Origin of the sequence: Dyadobacter sp. 32 (assembly GCF_902506755.1) — a bacterium.
Taxonomy (GTDB): domain Bacteria; phylum Bacteroidota; class Bacteroidia; order Cytophagales; family Spirosomataceae; genus Dyadobacter.
The window spans coordinates 5,134,712-5,156,328 of the sequence record NZ_LR735258.1; the positions used below are offsets into that span (position 1 = coordinate 5,134,712).

20 protein-coding genes are annotated in these 21,617 nt (G+C 42.9%); 19 read left to right on the forward strand and 1 reads right to left on the reverse strand.

Going from position 1 to position 21,617, the window contains the following annotated elements; translation table 11 throughout:
* The first annotated feature begins 14 nt into the window (after positions 1-14).
* The 16 genes from DYADSP32_RS21040 (at position 15) to DYADSP32_RS21115 (ending at position 18,041) form a co-directional block, all read left to right on the forward strand.
* Positions 15-3,119 carry a TAT-variant-translocated molybdopterin oxidoreductase gene (locus DYADSP32_RS21040; protein ID WP_149240916.1) on the forward strand — a complete coding sequence of 1,035 codons (3,105 nt, stop codon included), beginning with the start codon at positions 15-17 and terminating at the stop codon, positions 3,117-3,119.
* A 52-nt stretch (positions 3,120-3,171) separates the two neighbouring features.
* Positions 3,172-4,596: an NrfD/PsrC family molybdoenzyme membrane anchor subunit gene (gene nrfD / locus DYADSP32_RS21045; protein ID WP_149240915.1), complete on the forward strand. Its 1,425-nt coding sequence runs from the start codon at positions 3,172-3,174 to the stop codon at positions 4,594-4,596.
* Positions 4,597-4,650: 54 nt separating this feature from the next.
* Positions 4,651-5,181, forward strand: coding sequence for a DUF3341 domain-containing protein (locus tag DYADSP32_RS21050; protein ID WP_149240914.1), 531 nt, complete (start codon positions 4,651-4,653; stop codon positions 5,179-5,181).
* A 10-nt stretch (positions 5,182-5,191) separates the two neighbouring features.
* Entirely contained in the window at positions 5,192-5,800 is a 609-nt protein-coding gene (locus DYADSP32_RS21055; RefSeq protein ID WP_149240913.1) for a c-type cytochrome, read from the forward strand.
* A 33-nt stretch (positions 5,801-5,833) separates the two neighbouring features.
* Positions 5,834-7,186, forward strand: coding sequence for a quinol:cytochrome C oxidoreductase (locus tag DYADSP32_RS21060; RefSeq protein ID WP_149240912.1), 1,353 nt, complete (start codon positions 5,834-5,836; stop codon positions 7,184-7,186).
* A gap of 24 nt (positions 7,187-7,210) precedes the next feature.
* Positions 7,211-8,323, forward strand: a complete 1,113-nt coding sequence (locus tag DYADSP32_RS21065) for a cytochrome c oxidase subunit II (RefSeq protein WP_149240911.1) — start codon at positions 7,211-7,213, stop codon at positions 8,321-8,323.
* A 28-nt stretch (positions 8,324-8,351) separates the two neighbouring features.
* The gene (locus tag DYADSP32_RS21070) at positions 8,352-10,223 is read left to right on the forward strand and encodes a cbb3-type cytochrome c oxidase subunit I (RefSeq protein ID WP_149240910.1); all 1,872 of its coding nucleotides are present in this window, start codon (positions 8,352-8,354) and stop codon (positions 10,221-10,223) included.
* The gene (locus DYADSP32_RS21075) at positions 10,198-11,220 is read left to right on the forward strand and encodes a COX15/CtaA family protein (protein WP_149240909.1); all 1,023 of its coding nucleotides are present in this window, start codon (positions 10,198-10,200) and stop codon (positions 11,218-11,220) included. Before DYADSP32_RS21070 ends, DYADSP32_RS21075 begins: the two co-directional genes overlap by 26 nt.
* A gap of 15 nt (positions 11,221-11,235) precedes the next feature.
* Entirely contained in the window at positions 11,236-12,126 is an 891-nt protein-coding gene (gene cyoE, locus DYADSP32_RS21080) for a heme o synthase (RefSeq protein WP_149240908.1), read from the forward strand.
* A 22-nt stretch (positions 12,127-12,148) separates the two neighbouring features.
* Positions 12,149-12,736 carry a cytochrome c oxidase subunit 3 gene (locus tag DYADSP32_RS21085; RefSeq protein ID WP_149240907.1) on the forward strand — a complete coding sequence of 196 codons (588 nt, stop codon included), beginning with the start codon at positions 12,149-12,151 and terminating at the stop codon, positions 12,734-12,736.
* Between the two features lie 13 nt (positions 12,737-12,749).
* Entirely contained in the window at positions 12,750-13,520 is a 771-nt protein-coding gene (locus DYADSP32_RS21090; protein WP_149240906.1) for a cytochrome c oxidase subunit 3, read from the forward strand.
* Positions 13,521-13,549: 29 nt separating this feature from the next.
* Positions 13,550-13,879 (forward strand): cytochrome C oxidase subunit IV family protein, encoded by a 330-nt coding sequence (locus DYADSP32_RS21095; protein ID WP_149240905.1) that lies wholly within the window; start codon positions 13,550-13,552, stop codon positions 13,877-13,879.
* 10 nt (positions 13,880-13,889) lie between these two features.
* Positions 13,890-14,537, forward strand: coding sequence for a hypothetical protein (locus DYADSP32_RS21100; protein WP_149240904.1), 648 nt, complete (start codon positions 13,890-13,892; stop codon positions 14,535-14,537).
* 6 nt (positions 14,538-14,543) lie between these two features.
* Positions 14,544-15,083 (forward strand): DUF420 domain-containing protein, encoded by a 540-nt coding sequence (locus DYADSP32_RS21105; protein ID WP_149240903.1) that lies wholly within the window; start codon positions 14,544-14,546, stop codon positions 15,081-15,083.
* A complete protein-coding gene (locus DYADSP32_RS21110) occupies positions 15,080-15,361 on the forward strand; it encodes a hypothetical protein (protein WP_149240902.1) in 282 nt (93 codons plus the stop codon). Before DYADSP32_RS21105 ends, DYADSP32_RS21110 begins: the two co-directional genes overlap by 4 nt.
* Positions 15,362-15,509: 148 nt before the next feature.
* The gene (locus tag DYADSP32_RS21115; RefSeq protein WP_414617942.1) at positions 15,510-18,041 is read left to right on the forward strand and encodes a glycosyl hydrolase; all 2,532 of its coding nucleotides are present in this window, start codon (positions 15,510-15,512) and stop codon (positions 18,039-18,041) included.
* Here DYADSP32_RS21115 and murI read toward each other — a convergent pair whose 3' ends face one another.
* Positions 18,042-18,851 carry a glutamate racemase gene (gene murI, locus DYADSP32_RS21120; protein ID WP_149240901.1) on the reverse strand — a complete coding sequence of 270 codons (810 nt, stop codon included), beginning with the start codon at positions 18,849-18,851 and terminating at the stop codon, positions 18,042-18,044. It lies immediately after the preceding gene.
* Between the two features lie 268 nt (positions 18,852-19,119).
* Here murI and DYADSP32_RS21125 point away from each other — a divergent pair, with 268 nt between their 5' ends.
* From DYADSP32_RS21125 to DYADSP32_RS21135, 3 genes are read left to right on the forward strand one after another with little or no spacing between them, the layout of a single operon-like run.
* The gene (locus tag DYADSP32_RS21125; protein ID WP_149240900.1) at positions 19,120-19,710 is read left to right on the forward strand and encodes an RNA polymerase sigma factor; all 591 of its coding nucleotides are present in this window, start codon (positions 19,120-19,122) and stop codon (positions 19,708-19,710) included.
* Positions 19,691-20,467 carry a hypothetical protein gene (locus DYADSP32_RS21130; protein ID WP_149240899.1) on the forward strand — a complete coding sequence of 259 codons (777 nt, stop codon included), beginning with the start codon at positions 19,691-19,693 and terminating at the stop codon, positions 20,465-20,467. The genes DYADSP32_RS21125 and DYADSP32_RS21130 overlap by 20 nt, the downstream gene beginning before the upstream one ends.
* 12 nt (positions 20,468-20,479) lie before the next feature.
* Positions 20,480-21,565 (forward strand): hypothetical protein, encoded by a 1,086-nt coding sequence (locus DYADSP32_RS21135; RefSeq protein WP_149240898.1) that lies wholly within the window; start codon positions 20,480-20,482, stop codon positions 21,563-21,565.
* Positions 21,566-21,617 lie beyond the last annotated feature (52 nt).

The following is a 21,617-nucleotide window of genomic DNA, read 5'->3' on the forward strand; positions in this document are numbered from 1 at the left end:
ATTTAATAGGTTTTATGGAAAATACTAATAAGAGATACTGGCGGGGACTGGAAGAGCTACGTAACGACGAAAAGTTTGTTAAGGATGCAAGTACGGAATTCGCTGGATCGGCACCTTCTGAAACACAATATGAAAGTCTGGTGGATGGGGTAGGTACCCACCGTCGTGATTTCCTTAAGGTTTTAGGGTTTGGAATGGCAGCGGTTTCATTAGCTGCCTGTGAAGCACCTGTGAAGAAAGCCATTCCTTACGTAAATAAACCTGAGGGAGAGTTTCCAACAATTGCCAACTGGTACGCCTCAACTTATTCAGAAGGTGGCGATTATGCAAGTATTCTGGTTAAGACGCGAGAAGGAAGGCCAATAAAAATAGAGGGAAATTCCTTGTCCAAAGCATCTTCCGGAGTAAGTGCTAGAGTACATGCGTCTCTATTAGGGCTATATGACATTGAAAAATTAAAAGGTCCTAAAAAGGGAGACGACACAAAGGTTAGCTGGGAGGCCGTTGATAAAGAAATTCAGGATCAGCTTACGCAAATAGCGGCTAAGGGTGGTGCGATACGCATTGTTTCGCCAACCATATTAAGCCCTTCTACTAAATCTGTAATCGCGGATTTTACAACGAAATTCCCGACTACAAAACACATCGTTTACGATGCCAATTCATCTGCAGCCCTTGTAAAAGCCAATGAGCTTTCTTTTGGGAAAGCAGTACTTCCAGCTTACGATTTTAGTAAAGCTAAATTGGTAGTAGGCATTGATTCCGATTTCCTGGGAACCTGGATAGCTCCAGAGTTGTATGCATCACAATTCGCACAAACTCGTTCGGTAAGCAGTTCCAAGGATGGTAAAAAGGATATGTCACGTCATTATCAGTTTGAGTCGGTTTTGTCTCTCACTGGTTCTAATGCTGATTATCGTACCGCTGTTAAGCCGTCACAGTTAGGTTTGGTTGTTACAGCATTGTATAACAAAGTAGCCGCTAAACTGGGTGGTAAAGCAGTGACCGCACCATCTGTTGAGATTGCGAACCTGGATAAAGCTGCTACAGAACTTGTGGCCGCCAAAGGACAAGCCTTGGTGGTTTGTGGCATCAATGATCCTTCTGTTCAGGTTATCGTGAATGCACTGAATAGCCTTCTGGGAAGTTACGGTTCTACGATTGACCTGGACAACCCTGTTTATTTCCGTCAGGGAAATGATGTGTCTATGAACGAGTTCGTGGACGAAGTTAAGGGCGGAAAAGTGGATGCTGTGATTGTTTATGGGGCTAATCCGGTATATGATCATCCTCGTGGTTCTGAACTCGCTGCCGCGTTTCCAAAGGTAGGCTTAAGTGTTTCGTTTAACGATCGTGCGGATGAGACTTCTTCTTTACTAAAATACATTTGCCCGGCACCGCATTATCTGGAGTCATGGAATGATGCAGAGCCGAAAGCAGGTTTTTATAGCCTTACTCAGCCAACAATTGGTTTGATATTCGCTACCAGGCAGGCACAAAGCAGTCTTTTAAAATGGGCTGGACAATCGGCAGATTTTCATGAGTATGTAAAGTCTTACTGGAGAAAAAATGTCTATACCCAAGGCGGTTCAGGCGACTTTGAAAAATTCTGGATCAAGTCATTACATGATGGTGTATTTGCATCCAACCGTAATGTTACTGCTTCTGCGCCAGGGTTTACCGGAAATATTGATATGGCCGCATCTGCGGTTGCGAAAAAATACAAAGCGACTTCCACTGGAATTGAACTAGCTATTTTTGAGAATATAGGTATTGGAAATGGTGCACTTGCCAATAATCCATGGCTGCAGGAGTTTCCTGAACCTATTACAAAAGCTTGCTGGGATAACCACGCGGGACTTTCTCAAAAGACTGCCAAGGAATTGGGGGTTGTTCAGGGGGATGTTGTTAAGGTCGACTTAAAAGGAAAATCTGTTGAGTTACCAGTGATTGTTCAGCCTGGGCTTGCGCACAATACGGTGGCTGTTGTCATTGGTTATGGTAGAGAAAAGGCCGGCAAATCGGCTAACGGTGTTGGTAAGAACGTCTATCCACTTGCTACTTTCTCTGAAGGGTTTTTATCCTTTGCCCCAGGTGAAGTTACGGTTTCCAAAACTGGAGATTTTCGTGAAATAGCGCAGACCCAGACTCATAATACGGTTATGAATCGTAAGTCTGTTCTTCAGGAGACGGTTTTGTCCCATTTTCAAAAGGATCCGCTTGCTGGTCGTTTTATTCCCAAAATTCCTACATCTGAAGGTACAGTTGATGCAACAGACCTTTCTCTCTGGAATGGACACAAATACAAAAACCACTCGTGGGGTCTGGTAATAGACCTGAACACTTGTTTTGGATGTGGATCCTGTGTGATCAGTTGCCAGTCCGAAAACAATATTCCTGTTGTAGGCCGTCAGGAGATCATCAATAGTCGTGAGATGCATTGGATACGTATCGACAGGTACTATAGCAGCGATGCCGATGTTGAGGATTTGAGAGGATTGGAAATAGCTTCGGAAAATCCGGAGGTGACTTTCCAGCCTATGATGTGCCAACATTGCAACAATGCACCATGCGAGACGGTATGTCCCGTATTGGCAACAACCCATAGTTCTGAAGGCTTGAACCAGATGGCTTATAACCGCTGTGTGGGTACCAGATATTGTGCAAACAACTGCCCTTATAAAGTACGTCGTTTTAACTGGTTCAAATATTTCGATAACGATAATTTCGACTACAACTTCAACAATGATCTTGGGAAAATGGTCATCAACCCAGAGGTGACTGTACGGTCCAGAGGGGTGATTGAAAAATGCTCTATGTGTGTCCATTTGATTCAGGAAGCCAAGTTGAATGCGAAAAAGGAAAGAAAACGTGTTGCGGATGGCGATGTAAATGTTGTGTGTGCTTCTTCATGCCCAACCAACGCAATTACTTTTGGTGATATGAATGATCCTGAAAGTAAAATATCGAAGCTTCTATCGGTAGAGCAAAATGGTCGTGCGTTTCATATGCTTGAAGAAATCAACGTGCGTCCGCAGGTTTCCTATCTTACCAAGATCAGAAATAAAGATGCTGCGGCTAAAACGGAGGCACCAAAGCACGAAAAGGAACACGCCTGATTCTTTTGAATTGTATTTATTTGAAGATTAAATCATTATAAATTAAAGTAGTATGCATGTTACTTCACCCGTGAGAAACCCCCTGATTCAAGGTGGGAAAACGTACGCAGACGTAACGGAAGATATATGCCGTCATGTGGAGGGTAAACCAACCAAGGAGTGGAAAATTGCTTTTGGTATTTCTCTGATCGTATTGGCTTATGGATCCGTTTGTCTTGCATGGACCTGGTGGGAAGGTCTTGGCGTGTGGGGACTTAATAAAACTGTTGGTTGGGCATGGGATATCACCAATTTTGTGTGGTGGGTTGGTATCGGTCACGCAGGTACCCTTATTTCAGCCATTCTTTTGCTTTTCCGTCAAAAGTGGAGAACATCCATCAACCGTGCCGCAGAAGCGATGACTATTTTCGCTGTAATTTGTGCCGCTTCTTTTATCCTGATGCACATGGGTCGTCCATGGATGGCGTATTGGGCTTTACCACTTCCCAACGTATTTGGTTCACTTTGGGTTAACTTTAACTCACCGCTTGTTTGGGACGTTTTTGCTATTAGTACTTACTTCTCAGTTTCACTTGTTTTCTGGTATATTGGTCTTATTCCTGACCTTGCCACGATCCGTGACCGTGCTACAAGCAAGGTATCCCGCTTCATGTACGGAACATTTGCCATGGGATGGGACGGCTCAGCAAAAACATGGTCACGCTATGAGTACATAAGCTTAATTCTTGCCGGATTATCTACCCCTCTGGTACTTTCAGTTCATACGATTGTAAGTATGGACTTTGCAACGTCGGTTATTCCAGGATGGCATACAACCATTTTCCCTCCGTACTTCGTTGCAGGAGCGATTTTCTCAGGGTTTGCAATGGTGCAAAATTTGATGCTCATCACACGGGTCGTTTACAGACTGGAAGATTATATTACCCTGGAACACATTGAAACCATGAACAAGGTAATTACCTTGACAGGTTCAGTTGTGGGTGTAGCCTATATTACTGAGTTCTTTATTGCTTGGTATTCGGGTGTAGAGTACGAGTACTACGCGTTCTTTAATCGGATGACTGGTCCATATTGGTGGGCATATTGGGCCATGATGACTTGTAATGTAATATCTCCGCAGCTATTCTGGTCTCGAAAGTTACGTCGCAGTATCACATTTACTTTCTTCATTTCGGTTGTGGTAAATATTGGTATGTGGTTTGAGCGTTTCGTTATTATTGTTACCTCACTTCATAGAGATTATATTCCTTCCAGCTGGGCAATGTTCTCTCCAACGATGTATGATATTGGTGACTACATATTCTCCTTTGGATTGTTCTTCACGCTTTTCCTTCTTTTCTCCAAGTACTTGCCTGTTATAAACATGGCTGAGGTTAAGGCGGTAATTAGATCGACATCTGCAAACTTGCCTAAGAAGATCAGTGGTGTTGCAAAAGTTCGTCAGGAGGCGCCGATGTATAATAAGGATATAGAATAAATATTAGATACGACGACTTTTGGGCATAATAGTGCTCTTAAAACAAGAAAAAGTATGGCAGAATTAACAGGGAAGTATTTAGTTGGCGTTTATGACGATGACGATACCGTATTACATGCGGTTCCCAAACTTCGAAAAGCGGGTGTGAAAATCCAGGAGGTTTACTCTCCGTTCCCAATTCATGGTCTTGATGATGCCCTGGGCCACCCAAGAACGCGAATCGGTATTGCGGCATTTATGTTTGGAGTTACTGGCTGTATTTGTGCATTGACACTGATGATCTGGACCATGGGTATTGACTGGCCTATGATTGTGGGAGGGAAAGATCCTGTTTCCATTCCCAACTACATTCCGATTACCTTTGAGCTTACCGTATTATTCACAGCCTTCGGGATGGTAATAACCTTTTTCATATCCAATGGATTAGGGCCTGCCACGCATTTTCACCCAAGATTTGACCCTCGCTCGACTGACAACAAGTTTGTTATGGCTATCAATATGGGTAAAAATTCTATGAGCGAGGAAGAAATATCGCGGGCACTTAGAGATAGTGGTGCAGAGGAAGTTAACATCAAGCAGTTTTAATTTGTTTGAAATGAAATTGAAAAATTTATATAAGTATTCGAGTGCCTTTGCTTTTGTAGCGCTTATAGCAATAGGATGTCAGCGTGATCCCAATAATCCAGGGAAAGAGTATGCGCCCAATATGTATTTGCCTGTGGGCTATGAGCCATACAGACAAGAAAAGCCCAACCCGATAAATCCCATGGGTTTAACGATGCGTTTGCCTGTGGAAGGAACGGTTGCAAGGCGTAACTATAATACATCCTTCGGCACGGGTGATTCTGCCAGTGTGGATTTGATGATATACAATATTCCGGCAGATAGCATTTCTATTTCGGCAAGAGTACTCAAGAACCCTGTTCCTTTGAGTGAAAAAACATTGGCTGAGGGAAAAGTTATGTACGAAAGATATTGCCAACATTGCCATGGTGCAGGTGGTGCCGGTGATGGTAAAGTGGGTGCCATGTATAAAGGGGTACCGAATTATGCCAGTGATGCTTATAAAACCATGAACGAAGGTCACATTTTTCACGTGATCACCCATGGGAAGGCGCGTATGTGGCCACATGGTTCGCAGATCAATCCGGAAGAGCGGTGGAAGATTGTACATTATGTGCAGAAACTGCAGAAGGGGGCTTAACTAATTAGATAACGAAGTAATACTATAATAATAATGGCATCAGCACATTCGATTCCTTCTATTGAAGAACGGTTTGAATTTACATCGGGGGCTAAGAGAAACTTGATTATTGGAGGTGCCATTGGTGTAGCTCTGGTTCTGGGTGGAGCTTATTTGGCAGCCAATGGCGGGCATGACGTAGTTGCGCATGGAAGTGAGCATGCTGCATCTGCGATCGGGCACCCTACACCAGAAAATGCAACTAAAGCACATCAGGAAGTGGCTGCTGCGGGGCATCATGCTGCTACCTGGTTGACTCGCGTCTGGGCAAATCTCTGGGTTAACGCTGTTTATTTTACAGGTATTTCGGTGGTTGGGATGTTTTTCATTTCCTATAACTACCTGGCACAGGCTGGCTGGTCTGTTGTTTTCAAGAGAATTCCCGAAGCAATGCCTGCATTCCTGCCATTTACAGGTATAATCATGCTAATTACCTTTTTCCTCGGTGGACATGACCTTTTTCATTGGACACATGAGGGTTTGTATGAAGTGGGAGGGCCAGAATATGATCCGATCATTGCAGGCAAAAGAGGATTTTTGAATACGCCTTTCTTTGTCATTCGCCTGGTCCTTTACTTTGTCTTGTGGTATGGCATGTGGAGAGTTATCAGAAAGTTATCTCTTCAGGAGGATGAAATAGGAGGTACAGAATTCTATGACAAATGCGTAAGACTTGGAACAGCGTTTCTGGTTGTATTTGGTGTTACTTCTTCCACTTCCGCCTGGGATTTTGTGATGTCTATTGACACGCACTGGTTCAGCACCATGTTTGGCTGGTACACACTGGCTAGCTGGCACGTTGCCGGCCTTGCAGTGATTACCCTCACTGTTGTAATGCTCAGAGAAAGAGGATATCTAAAGGCTGTGAATTCCAGTCACTTACGTGATTTGGGTAAATTCGTATTTGCTTTCAGTATATTCTGGACTTACGTATGGTTTGCGCAGTTTTTGCTTATTTATTATGCCAACATGCCGGAGGAAATTATTTACTATCTGGAAAGATTCAGAGGACATGGAGAATTCTATAAAGCTCCGTTTTTCATTACTTTATTCCTGAATTTCTTCTTTCCGTTTTTAGTGCTTATGACCCGGGATGCGAAGTTTACGCACTCGATTTTGAAAGTGGCTTGCTGGAGTGTCATTATCGGACATTATATGGATTTTTACACCAATATCATGCCCGGTACTGTAGGTGGTTCAGCTGGATTTGGACCTTTGGAGTGGGGATTTTTTCTGATATTTATATGTGCTTTCACCTGGACAGTGGCTAGTCAGTTGGAGAAGGCTAATTTGATTCCGAGACATCACCCGATGCTTGAAGAGTCATTGCACCACGATATCGCCTAAATTTAGCATAACCTGTTTATTATTATGTATTATATTATCGCCTTAGTTGCATTAGTTTTTGTGGTTCTCACGGTAGTTGTTGTGAGCAGGCTGCAGGATGTGCTTAAAAGAGTAAAGAAGCCGGAAGCAGAAGATGAGGTTCCTTCAGGAAACCGGATTAATGGTATCCTGTTCCTTGTGATTCTGGTTTTCGGAACCATTGCTATTACCTGGTCCTATCTGGATTCTACTCAGTACTATTTACCCGAGGCTTCTTCGGTACACGGAAGAAGGACAGATGATTTGTTCTGGTTTTCAATGGGTATTTTAACCATCCCTTTCATATTTGTCAATTTCCTGATCTTCTTCTTTGCCTGGAAATATCAATATAAGAAGGGTAATAAGGCAGCATTTTATCCCGACAATCATAAGCTGGAGTTGATCTGGACGATTGTACCGGCTATCGTGATGGCCTTGCTGGTGTTTACAGGATGGAAAGCATGGTCGGATATAACGTCAGAGGCACCACGTGATTCCGAGGTTATTGAAATAACCGGGAAGCAGTTTAACTGGATCGCACGGTATGGTGGAGTAAGCGATAATAAGTTGGGTAATTACAATTACAAGCTTATTGATGCACAGAATGAAGTGGGTATAGACTTATCTGACGAAAATTCGTTTGATGACTTTACCAACCCTAGTGAGCTTCACATACCGGCTAATCGTCCTGTGTTGTTGAAGATTCGTGCGAGGGATGTATTGCATAGCGTGTTTATCCCACACATGCGCGTAAAAATGGATGCAGTTCCCGGTATGCCAACGAAATTCTGGTTTGTTGCGGATAAGACAACTGCAGAGATGCGTGCTGAGACAGGCAATCCGAAATTTGATTATGAGATTGCTTGTACTGAGGTTTGCGGACAGGGACATTTTTCTATGAAAATGCGTTTGGTGGTTGAGGATGAGGCCTCCTATAAAAAGTGGTGCGCTGAGCAGACTACTTTTTTACAAACGTACCCGGAATACCTGGCTAAGGTGCCCGATAATTTGAAGGCCAAGGCAATGAAGAATTTACCTGCAGATGTTACAGCACCAGCTGATAGTTCAAAAACTGCAACTGTGGGTGGATCGGTAGGAACAAGCAGCTCACTGCGCTAATTAGTAAATTTAAAGACAAAATAGTCATATGTCAGCTATTGAAGGAATGGAGTTAGCTCATGTAGAGGAACATGAGCACGTTGAACAAAATTTTTGGCAGAAGTATATCTTCTGCGAGGACCACAAGGTGATAGCAAAGCAGTACCTTATAACAGGTATTATTTGGGCTGTGATCGGAATTTCCATGTCTGTGGTTTTTCGTATTCAGCTTGGGTTTCCGGATGCAAATCTTTCCTGGCTTAAACCTGTGCTTGGGCAATGGATCAGTGAATCGGGTAAGCTGGATACAGGATTCTATCTGGCTTTAGTAACAATGCACGGTACCATTATGGTATTCTTTGTACTTACGGCCGGGTTGAGTGGAACATTCAGTAACTTTTTAATACCCTTACAGATCGGCGCCAGGGATATGGCTTCGGGATTTATGAACATGCTTTCGTACTGGTTTTTCTTTGTTGCCAGTATTATCATGTTTGCTTCGCTATTTCTGCAGGCGGGACCTGCGGCGGGTGGTTGGGTAATCTATCCGCCCCTGAGTGCATTACCCCAGGCGCATCCTGGCTCAGGAATGGGTATGACGTTATGGCTGGCTAGTATGGCGTTGTTTATTGTTTCTCAGCTTTTAGGTGGGATCAATTACATTACCACCGTGATTAACCTGCGTACGAGGGGTATGACCTTCGATCGTCTACCGCTTACAATCTGGGCGTTTTTAATTACTGCTGTATTGGGATTGATATCTTTCCCGGTTCTGTTTTCGTCAGTATTGCTGTTGATATTCGACCGTCATTTTGGTACAAGTTTTTATCTGTCAGATATTTATATTAATGGAGAGGCACTTCCTAATGTTGGTGGAAGCCCGATTTTGTTTCAACATTTATTTTGGTTCCTGGGGCACCCAGAGGTGTATATCGTTTTGTTACCTGGTTTGGGAATTACTTCCGAGGTCATTGCGACAAACGCACGCAAGCCTATCTTTGGTTACAGAGCGATGATCGCATCAATGTTGGGTATCGCTTTCCTTGCGTTCATTGTATGGGCACACCATATGTTCGTAACGGGAATGAATCCTTTCCTGGGATCGGTCTTTATGTTCCTGACATTAATTATTGCGGTGCCATCTGCTGTGAAAGGTTTTAACTACATCACTACGCTCTGGAAGGGAAACATTGTGTTTACCCCCGGTATGCTGTTTTCGATTGGTCTGGTTTCGCTTTTTGTTTCTGGAGGGTTAACGGGTATTATACTCGGAAATAGTGCATTGGATATTCAGCTGCATGATACCTATTTTGTAGTCGCTCACTTTCACCTTGTAATGGGTGCGGCTTCTGCCTTTGGTCTTTTCGCAGGGGTTTATCACTGGTTTCCCAAGATGTTTGGTCGTATGATGAATAATACTTTGGGGCAGATACATTTCTGGTTTAGTTTCATTGGTATTTATCTGGTGTTTATTCCGATGCATTATGTAGGGATAGCCGGTTTCCCGCGTCGTTATTACTCGTTCACGAGCTACGATTTTACGAATAAGTTTGGAGATATGAATATGTTCATATCCATAGCGGCTATTTTTTCCTTCATTGCTCAGTTTATATTCCTCTGGAACTTCTTTTATAGCATTTTTAAAGGCAAGAAAGCGCCTCAAAACCCATGGAGGTCGAATACGCTTGAATGGACTACACCTAGGCTTCCCGGACATGGCAACTGGCCAGGTGAAATTCCACCGGTGTATCGTTGGTCATACGATTATAGCAAGCCAGGTGCAAAGGAAGACTTTATTCCACAAAATGTTCCCTACTCGCAGACTTTGGAATCCAATTTTCCACACGAGAATGAATTGATTTCCATGGAGAAAGAAATTGAGAAGCAGAATTTTAATGACCAATTTAGCTCAGGGCATTAATTTGAAAGCTCATCGGAGATTCCGGCGAGTAACGCTTAATACTGTTATATCCCTATACTTCCTGATTGTGGCCGGTGGTGTGGTGAGAAGTACAGGTGCTGGGATGGGATGCCCGGATTGGCCTAAATGTTTTGGTAGCTGGATACCTCCTACGGAGGTCTCTCAGCTACCATTAAATTATAAGGAAATTTATGGTGCCAAGCTGAAAGGGGAAATCGAATTCAATCCGGTTAAAACTTGGATTGAATATGTGAACAGGCTTTTGGGAGCATTTACAGGGTTAATGATTTTTTCTACGCTATTAGCCTCAATTCCTTTTCTAAAGACTGGTAATCGCAAGATTTTTATTCTGAGCCTTGTGGCCTTTATTCTGGTAGGTGTACAGGGCTGGTTGGGTGCAAAGGTTGTTTCAACAGAATTGATGCCTGCGATAATTACATTGCATATGTTTCTTGCGGTTGTGATTGTTTTTGTTTTGCTGTATTTATTTGTTTGGGCTGAGTTTAACGATCGCGTTACTGTTCAAGCTGTTATTGATAGCAGGCTCTTGAATGGATTGGGATTAGGTGTGCTTTTTTTATCGTTGGCTCAGATCCTGTTGGGCACGCAGGTGAGGGAGGTAATGGATGAAGTTATCAGGTCTCTTGGATATGACGCGCGAGCCGAGTGGGTAGATGCTTTAGGATTTAAGTTTTACATCCACCGATCGTTTTCCATAGTTATTGCAGCCGTCAATTTGTATTGGTTTTATAAGCTTGTACAAAATGATGTTCCGGTCATAAGCAGAATTGTACTTTGGTGTTTGGCGATGATTGGGGCCGAGGTGATCACTGGGGTAGTCATGGCTTATTTTGGTGTCCCGGCTTTTGCTCAACCTTTACATCTAACGTTCGCCATTGTCTTGATTGGGTTACAATTCGTGGTTTGGTTATTAATTAATCATAGGAAATATTTGTCTGTGGGCAAGCAGACAAACGTGAGTCGGGAATTTGTGTAGATGAACAAAAACATAATGACGTCAGCAGATCAAAGTTTAAGTTTTAGTAAGGTTGGAGAAAAGGTGATGGCCTTGTTTGAGCTATTGAAGTTCAGGCTTGCATCACTGATTGCCTTTTCGGGTGCGATGGGGTATTGCTTAGGTGCAAAAGAGGTGGTTTGGTCGACTCTCGCTGTTTTCATTTTAGCATCAATAGGGATAACTGGCTCTGCAAATATTATTAACCAGATCATTGAAAAGGATTTGGATGGTTTAATGAAAAGGACCAAGGGCAGACCCCTACCTAGTAGAAGAATTTCCGTTGATCAGGCTATTGTCTGGAGCGTGTTTCTAGGTGTGGGTTCGTTGTTCCTGTTTGTGACTGTATTTAATCTCACCACGGGTCTTATATCGCTATTGTCGCTTTTGCTGTATGGGTTTGTATACACTCCTTTAAAGCGTAAAGGTCCCATTGCAGTGTTTGTAGGCGCCTTCCCTGGAGCATTTCCTCCTATGATCGGATGGGTTGCAGCCACAAATCATTTTGGCCTGGAACCTGGTATTTTGTTTGCTATTCAGTTTTTCTGGCAGTTCCCACATTTTTGGGCAATAGCTTGGGTACTGGATGAGGATTACAAGAGAGCGGGATTTAAGTTGCTACCAGCGAATGGTTTGAAGGATTCGGATACTACTTTGCAGATAATGATTTACACGCTTTTCCTCTTGCCAATCGGATGGTTGCCTTATCAGTTGGGAATGACGGGTATCAATTCAGCTTTCATTGCGACGATATTTGGTGTCCTGTTTCTGGCGCAGACCTTTCACCTGATGAGAAGATGTACCGATAAGACTGCCAGGCAGTTGATGTTTGGATCATTTATATATTTGCCAATAGTACAAATTGCGTTTTTGTTGGATAAGTTGTGATAAAGTAAATAGAGAGAGAATAATGGAAGACGTTCAACACATAAAAGTAGCTAAACAGCCAGCGCAAACACTTGCGATGGATCCAATGAAGTTTATTCTTTGGCTTTTCCTGGTAAGTATCATTATGCTTTTCGCTTCACAAACCAGTGCTTATCTGGTTCGCAGGGCTGAGGGAAATTGGCTGGAATTTGAGATGCCTAGAATCTTTTGGTACAGTACAGCTGTGTTGCTTGTAAGTAGTATTTCCATGCAGTGGGCGTACTTTGCCGCGAAAAAAGATCAGTTTAAACAATTGAAAATTGCAATTTCTATTACATTTGCACTTGGGCTGGCATTCCTTTGGATGCAGTTTGAAGGATGGAGAAATCTGGTAGACATGAATGTTTACTTTGTGGGCAATCCTTCGGGATCCTTCTTTTATGTGTTCACCGGTTTACATGGATTTCACATAATCAGCGGGTTGATCGTTCTTTTGTTTGCTCTACGAGCTGTTTTTCGATTGAAAGTTCATGCTAAAAGTTTGCGTCAGATTCAGATCTGCTCTACTTACTGGCATTTTCTGGATTTACTTTGGTTATACCTTTTTGTTTTTTTATTGACCTTTAATTGAAAATTATTTACCAATGGCTGCACATGTAACAACACCCGGAGCGGTAGAACCCAAATTGTGGTTGGGCGGTATCGAACCTATGAAAGCTAGTTATGGGAAACTGATGATGTGGTTTTTCCTGATCTCAGATACTTTCACCTTTTCTGCTTTGCTGGTGGCGTACGGGACTGCGCGTTTTAGTTTTCCATCTTTTGCTGGTAAAGCCGCAGATTTTACTTTTTCGAATATGTACTGGCCTATTCCTGAAAAGGTTTATGAAGCTGTTCCATTTCTACATGGCATGTCGCTTCCGTTGGTTTTTGTAGGTATCATGACTTTTATCCTGATAGCAAGTAGCGTTACCATGGTGCTTGCGGTGGAGGCCGGGCATCGTATGGACAGAGCGAGTGTTGAAAAGTACATGCTTTGGACAATACTTGGGGGATTCACCTTTTTAGGATGCCAGGCTTGGGAATGGGCTCACTTTATTCATGGAACTGAAGGTGGTTCTGTGATGAAGGTTATGGAAAATGGTGCCTGGGTAGAAAAGACAATCTTTGGAGCCAACCTGGTGGAGAATCAGTATGGGCCTCCTGCTTTTGCGGATTTCTTTTTCTTTATTACCGGTTTTCACGGTACCCACGTATTCAGCGGGGTAATACTAAACATTTTGATTTATTTCCGCGCAGCAACAGGCTTCTACGACAAACGAGGAAGTTATGAGATGGTTGAAAAGGTAGGTCTTTACTGGCACTTTGTTGACCTGGTTTGGGTATTTGTATTTACTTTCTTTTATCTGGTTTAATCTTTAGCTCAATATTAACTTTTAGAAATATGTCGGAAGTACATCATATACATAACCAGGATCCTAACGCCGGTGCCGAACAACGCAAGTTAATCTGGAAGACCTTTTGGATTTTGCTGGCGATTACCGCTTTGGAGTTCCTCATCGCTTTTACCATGGGTCATGGTATGCTTAAAGTGAGCATCTTTATTGTGTTGACAATTGTTAAAGCATTTTATATTGTAGGGGAATTCATGCACTTAAAGCATGAGACGAAATCCTTAATTTGGACGATACTTGTTCCTATATTATTTATTGCCTGGTTGATTTTGGCTCTATTACTGGAAGGTAACGCTATTTTCGAGGCGATTTTCAGCTGATAATTTGAACATGAATAAATTTCTTAAGGCCGGTTTACTAATTGTCACATTAGTAATACCGGCTTTGATTTTTACCTTCCTGCGTTATTTTGCTACCAACCATTATGAGATCCCATTTTACTTCCCGCAGTTTAATCCGTCCGGTGAGGTGATGATTTCGAATGGGGATACAGTCTATTACCAGATTAACCCGAAGTATTTGAAATCTTTTAAGGGTAATGCGCTTTCTACAGATCAATTTAGGAATGGCTTAACAGTAGTCAGTTATGCACCTGAAATTTGTGACGACTCTTGCAAAATAATCAGGGATCAACTGGCGAGAATAAAAACGTTGGGAGATGGTATTTCTGGTTTGAAGGTAATCACGATTACTGAGGAACGTCAAGTTCCTTCAGGTGACGATGAGACAATAGCGAACAGGGAGGGCTGTTCTGTTGCGATGTTTCCGAAGGATAAACAGAGGGAGGTACTGTTGGAAACTTTTAAACTTGGAACTACGATTCCCAAGTTTGAAGCGGCTCTTCCGGAACAAAAGCTCATGTTAGTTGATAGGGACGGATGTATTCGGGGATATTATATGGGTGCGGATAAGGCAGAATTCGACCGACTGATGGCTGAGATCAAGATATTGAATTATGAAGAAGAAAATAGCAAATAGCAGGTTATGGAAGTTTTAACAGTAGAAAAGAAAGCGAAATATCAACGTATTATCAATATACTGGCGTTGACAATTCCCATTGCGGTGGCTGCAATTCTTGGGATTCGTGAAAAGGTGGAGCTGGGATCCTGGACAAAGGTATTGCCACATGTTATAGGGGTCATCAATAGCCTCACTGCCGTTTTTCTGGTATTGGGATTCATTTTTATTAAACAGAAAAAGCGGAACGCCCACAGAACTATGATGATGGCAGCATTCCTGTTAGGAGCTGTTTTTCTGGTTTGTTACATTTTATACCACATATCCAACGAATCAACACCCTATGGTGGAGTTGGTTCTATTCGGTATATTTATTACTTTTTACTGATTTCGCATATTCTATTATCGATTGTTGTCGTTTGGTTCGTGTTGCGTTCTGTATATTTCGGGTACACCAATCAGTTGTCGGAGCATAGAAAGGCAACCAAATGGGCCTTGCCGATCTGGCTCTATGTTAGTGTTAGTGGTGTTATAGTTTATTTAATGATTAGTCCTTACTACCAATGAAAAGATATCTTGTAATCTTCGGATTGATACTGGTGTTTCTACTGGCCGGTTCCGATTTATGGGCGCAATGTGCCATGTGCAGAGGTTCGGTGGAAAGTTCAATGGGCAATGGAAGAAACAATGTAGGTGTGGGTCTTAACACCGGAATTGTTTACCTGTTTGTAATGCCCTATTTGCTGGTTGCAGTGATTGGCTATTTGTGGTATCGTAGTAGCAAGAAAGCGCAGCAGGAAAGGGAGTTTGTTTCTTCCCGGATCCAACAGGCGCTGAATCATTAAAAGGCTTCCAGGTCACTCATATAGCGAAATCATTCAGGTATGGTTTCGCTTTTTTTATTACCTGTCATCTGGGCTTTCATTTATTTTGTATCGACTAAGCTGTATTCAGGTGCCTGATTGGCTTTTAATACTTAAACTGAACATTAGAATGATTCGTCAAGTCCTTGGTTTTTTATTTTGCATGTGTAGCCTTTTATCTGAGGCACAGGAAATATCAACTGCCAAACCCTGGACATACTGGTGGTGGATGGGCAGTGCGGTGAAGAAAGAGGATATCACCAAGCAACTCGAAATATTCCGGAACGCTGGTGTTGGCGGAGTTCATATTATTCCGATTTATGGAGCCAAGGGAGCGGAAACTGATTTTATCCCTTTCCTAAGCCCAAAATGGCTGTATATGATGCAGCACACGGTTTCGGAAGGTAAAAGGTTCGGCTTGGGAGTGGATATGACCACAGGTACAGGATGGCCTTTTGGTGGACCTAATATCCCGGCTACTCTGGGAGCGAAGCAAATGGTGGTGGTAAATGGTGAACCAACCGTGAAGAATACAAAACAAATGGTGAAACGTGCAGCGCCGGGCGGAGAAGGATTGGTCTTTGATCCCTTTCATAAAAGCGCCATGACGCAGTATCTGACACGGTTCGATTCTGCATTTGCCAGTAGCAAAGAAAAACCGCGCTCCATGTACATGGATTCCTATGAAGCTTATGGAGCCAACTGGACAGAGGATTTTTTGAAGGAATTTCAAGCAAGACGGGGTTATGATCTCCGGCCAAAGCTTTCCTATCTAAAAGATTCAGTTCAAGTAATGGATGCAGAGCTGGTCAGGATAGACTACAAACAGACACTTGCGGAATTGCTTCGGGAGCGGTACGCCAATCAGTGGACGCAGTGGAGTAAAGCGCATAACTTTCTGACACGGTATCAGGCGCACGGCTCTCCGGGCAATCTGCTTGATTTGTACGATGAGGCTGATATTCCCGAGACGGAATCGTTCGGAACAAGCCGTTTTTCTATTCCAGGACTCAGAGTTGATCCTGACTATTCCATCAAACAATTTGGAACCCCAAATCCGTTAGCCATGAAGTTTGCTTCTTCGGCAGCGCACTTTTCGGGTAAGAAGCTGGTGAGCTCTGAAACGGCCACGTGGCTTGCAAACCATTTTAAAGTTTCTCTTTCTCAAATCAAGCCTCAAATTGACGAGTTGTTTGTTTCAGGGATCAATCATATTTTTTATCACGGCACCACTTATTCGCCCGTCGATGAGGCATATCCGGGTTGGCTGTTTTATGCCTCTACCAATTTTGGGCCTACTTCTCACTTCGCAGCGCATTTTTCATTATTGAATAAATATGTCGAAAACTGCCAGACCATATTACAAGAAAGTAAACCAGATAATGACGTGTTGGTGTACTTCCCTATCCATGATTTATGGGCGAAGCCCTCGAAGACGTCTGGCGGAATTAACCTTCTGGAAGTGCACCACGTGGATCGGTGGCTGCTGGACTTACCCTTTGGAAAACTGACTCAAAGGTCGTGGGAAACTGGTTATTCTTTTGATTACGTTTCTGACAGGCAACTGGACAGGTTAAAAGTTGATAAGCATGGTAATTTGACAACAGAGTCGACTTCATACAAAACACTCCTGATTCCGGCAGAAACATATATGCCCGAACAAACGCTCAATCAGATACTAAAACTGGCGCGTGCGGGTGCCAAAGTGATATTTCAGGATAAAATGCCGGATTACGTAACAGGCTTGGTTGTGCATGAGGAACGACAGCAGGCCTTCGCAGATCGCATGGACGAATTGAAAACACAGCCAACAACACAGGTTGGAGAAGATTTAAATCAGATGCTCCTGAAAAATGGTGTTGTGCAGGAAGAGTTGTCACAGAAGGGCCTTAGTTACATCAGAAAGAAAAACAAAGACGGTAAAGCGGTATACTTCGTGAGCAACCTGTCCAATCAATTTACCGAGGGATGGATCACATTAGGAAAGGCAAGGCTTTTATCGAAAAACGACCCGATCTACGGTAAATCTTCCCTGACTTTGCGGGATAGTGCGGGCATATCTCAGGCTTATTTAAACTTGCTGCCGGGGCAATCCTGCTTTCTGGAAGAAGCATCTCAAGGCGTGAAGAACGCGCATAACCCTGTAACAATTAACAAGGAAATTCCCGTTAGCGGCGCATGGCATATTACATTTTTGAAAGGTCGGCCTTCTTTGCCAAAAGCAGCAAACATAAAAACGCTTGGTTCGTGGACTGAACTTCCTGACTCTGCTGTTTACTTTTCGGGGACTGCGAAATACACTGTAAAATTTGATTTGCCAGCGTCCGTTGTTGCCAAAAGCAAATTACAACTGGATTTGGGGGATGTAAGAGAAGTTGCGTCTTTGAAGATCAATGGTAAGCAGATTGGTACTTACTGGTCAATTCCTTTTATCGCTGATGTTGAACCAGGAATTCTAAAAGTAAAGAGCAATGTACTTGAAATTGAGGTTACCAATTTATCAGCCAATTACATGCGTCTCCGCGACAAACAGATGCCGGACTGGAAGAAATTTTATGATATCAACGTCGCTGATATTACTTACAAACCCTTCGATGCGTCGGCATGGAAACCCATGCCATCCGGATTGTTGGGACCGGTGAAGATCATTTACAAACAGTAATTATTCCCACAGTGGATAATGTTCCAGCTGGATTTGCCGGCCAAAGAAAATATTGGTAGACTGCTCAAAGGAGAGGGTATAATCGGAAACATAAAATTGCCGTTTGCCTTCTCCTTTTTCATTGATCAGGTAATGCTGATCCAGCAACGCACGGAGCGAACTGGCGACGATTTCTGAGGTATCCAGTATCTCAACCTCGTTTCCATAAAAAGAAGCGATTTGTTTCTTAATGAGCGGATAATGCGTGCATCCTAATATGAGTGCCTCAATACCGGTTAGGGAGGGATCGGACAAATAGCTTGCGATGATACTTTCGCTGATGTTGTTGTCAAAAAAGCCCTCTTCAATCATGGGAGCAAGCAAGGGTGTAGCCAGTGATTGAAGCAGAATATTTTTATCCAGAGCATCTATTTTTTTCTTGTAAACATTAGAAAGTACGGTTTGCTTGGTACCGATCAGCCCAATGTGTTTTCCTTCATAATGTTCTTTTATGTAATCGACAACTGGATCTATAACGTTCATCACATGCGCTTTGCTTCCAACGTATTCTCTTACCAGCTCAAATGCGGCTGCTGAGGCCGAGTTGCAAGCTATCAGTATCAGTTTACAATTCTGTTGCAAGAGCATGTTACAGATCTTGATAGAATACGCCTGAATGGCGGCAGTGGATTTGTCGCCGTAGGGTAAATGGGCAGTATCGCCAAAATAGATTGTATTTTCTTGTGGTAAAAGGCGCGTTACTGCGCTGGCTACGGTCATTCCGCCAATACCGCTATCAAATATTCCGATCGGGGCCGATGAATCGAACATGCAAATTGGTTTGGATAATAAATGTTACATCAAAGCTAAAGAATGAAAATTCAAAATAGATTTTTTGGAGAAAAATAACTTTAATAATATCAACCTTCATCTCGTTTGTATTTTTTAGTGAGCTGATAAACAGTGCTTTAAAATACGTTTGGTGATTTGGGTTGAATTCAGGTCAATGAGAGTGATTAATTTTTTTTGGCAAAAAAATAATCACCATGCAACCTCTGATATAGTTTTAAGCATCTTGCTGTCGAAACCACCGAAAGGAATGAGTCGAATTTTATTATTATTTAATCAGGAAGCACAGCTTGTAAAAGCCCTAAGGAAGCAAGATCCGAAGGCGCAGAGACAAGCTTATGAGAAATACAGTTCGCGCATGCTGGGGCTGTGTTTTCGCTACTCCGGAGATGAGATGATCGCTGAGGACATTATGGTGGAAGGTTTTATGAGGGTATTTAGTAAAATCGATCAGTTCAGTGGCGACGGAAGTTTCGAAGGTTGGATCCGCAGGATTATGGTTAACGAGGCGCTTGGGCATTTGAGGAAGCAAAAAAGGATGTTAGAGGATACATTATCAGATGAAGCTGAAAATATTCCTGATTATGCACTCGCAGACCAGAATTTGAACGCTGAGGAATTACTGGATCTGATCGGGGAATTACCAATTGGTTATAGAACGGTATTTAACTTGTACGCCATCGAAGGTTATGCGCATAGCGAAATCGCCGGGATGCTCGGCATCACAGAAAGTACCTCCAAGTCACAGCTTCACAGGGCAAGAGCACTGTTGCAAAAAATGGTTTTTGAGTGGGAAGAAGGATTTAAAAAAAAAGTAGAATATGAAAAAGCATCCTGTTGATGAAATTTTCAGGACCAAGCTCACTGGCTTTGAAAAACAGCCTACTGCTGCGGCATGGGATCGTTTAAGCCAGGGGAAAAAGAGTGACGAACGTCGTTTGTCAGCCTGGATTTGGTATGCAGCTGCTGGTGTGGTCATTGCATTTATGGCGGGTTATGCAGTGTGGATAAATCAGGCGGCAGAGATCAATCCACAACTAGCTAGTCGGGAGAAGCCAGTGGAGATTCGGACGGATTCAACCAGGCCTCAAGTTACCAAAGAATCTGTTCTTGAACAGGCAAAAGCAACTCCTGAAAAATTGGTTCGCCATGAAAAGAAGCGTTTTACAAAGGGACGTTTGCCCGGTGTTTTGGTAAAAGTAACAGCTCCGGTAAGAGAGCCTGCCCAGCTTGCCAATGCCGTTGATCCCGCTGCTTTGGAGCCTGAATCAGAGATGCGTATGCCAGTAGTTATCCCTGCTTCGGAAATAGAATCCAAGCATATTGCATCCGTTGAAACGAAGGAGGTAAACAATGAAAACAGGACGATTGTGGTACGGGTAGAGGAGCCAGTCGTAAATGAGGAAAAAGAAAAGCCGTCGCGTTTCACCAGAATATTTCGTCAACTCAAGAATGCTAAACAGGGCGAAACGGTTGATTGGGATGATGTTGGTTTCAATCCGAAGGCCCTGATGGCTCGTGTTGACGACAGATTAAGAAACAAAGAGGAAAAAGTGTCAGAAAAATTTCAAAATATTAAAGAAAGAACAAAACTGTAATATCTGTTAGCCATGAAAACGAAATTGTATTTAGCATTGATTTTGATTCTGTCTGTTTTTGGTTTTAACGCAGTAGCAAACACAGGCGGTTTTACACAGGATAAAGTCCAAAAGGATTCTATAATAGTGACTTTTGGAAACAAAACCCGCCTGATCATTTACGGGGAAAATCGACAGGAATTGGATAAAATTATGAAGTATGACCTGAATGCCCTTTTAAATGATCTGCATTTGCGACTGGATTCAACAAAAACGGATACCACATTTTTAAGCGAGGAAATTGATGGTAAAAAATATCTGAAGGATAAGTCCGACGACGATTACGTAAGGATCGACTTACGGGGAATTCACATCAAGGATGGGGATACGGAGGTGAAAATTGACGCGGATGGCGTTTCGGTTAAAGATGACGGAGACAATGACAAAGAATACAGGCGGACGGGTAAGAACTTCCATAAATCCCGACCGGGGTCTAGTCCTAGGAAGGGTTTTGCACTGGCCCTGGGCTTGAACACATATGGATCCAATAAGGCAGGTCAAAATTATAATAAAGGGGATTACGATCTTCGCCCGTTTGGTTCACGTTTTGTAAGCCTTGGATATATTACCAGTGCCAGGATTGCCAAAGGTAAGAATGCCGGACTACACCTGGACTTCGGTGCGGATTTCTCCTGGTACAACCTGATGTATGATGGTAACAATACCATAACCAAGGGTGCAGAGCGGGTGGCGTTTCCATTGGTAGAGGATGTTGATGGTAATGAATTGGAAATGAAGAAAAGCAAACTTGTGGTTCCCAATGTGAACTTGTCATTGATGCCAACGGTGAGCTTTCGTAATTCCTTCATTTCCTACATCAGTGCAGGCGTTTATGGAGGTTACAGGCTGGGTAGCTACACCAAGACCCGCAGGGAAGGTAGTAAGGATAAAGAACATGTTCGTATGAACTACTACCTAAATAATTTCAGATACGGTGTTGGAGCCGAATTGGGTTTCCGGAATTTTGTCAATCTCTTTGTAAATTATGATCTGAACACCCTTCATGAAGCAAACAGAGGGCCCAAAATAAATATGCTTAGTTTTGGCATTAGATTATAATAACCTAATTCGCTGAATATGGGATCGTTGGGATTTTTATTTCCCTGGTCCC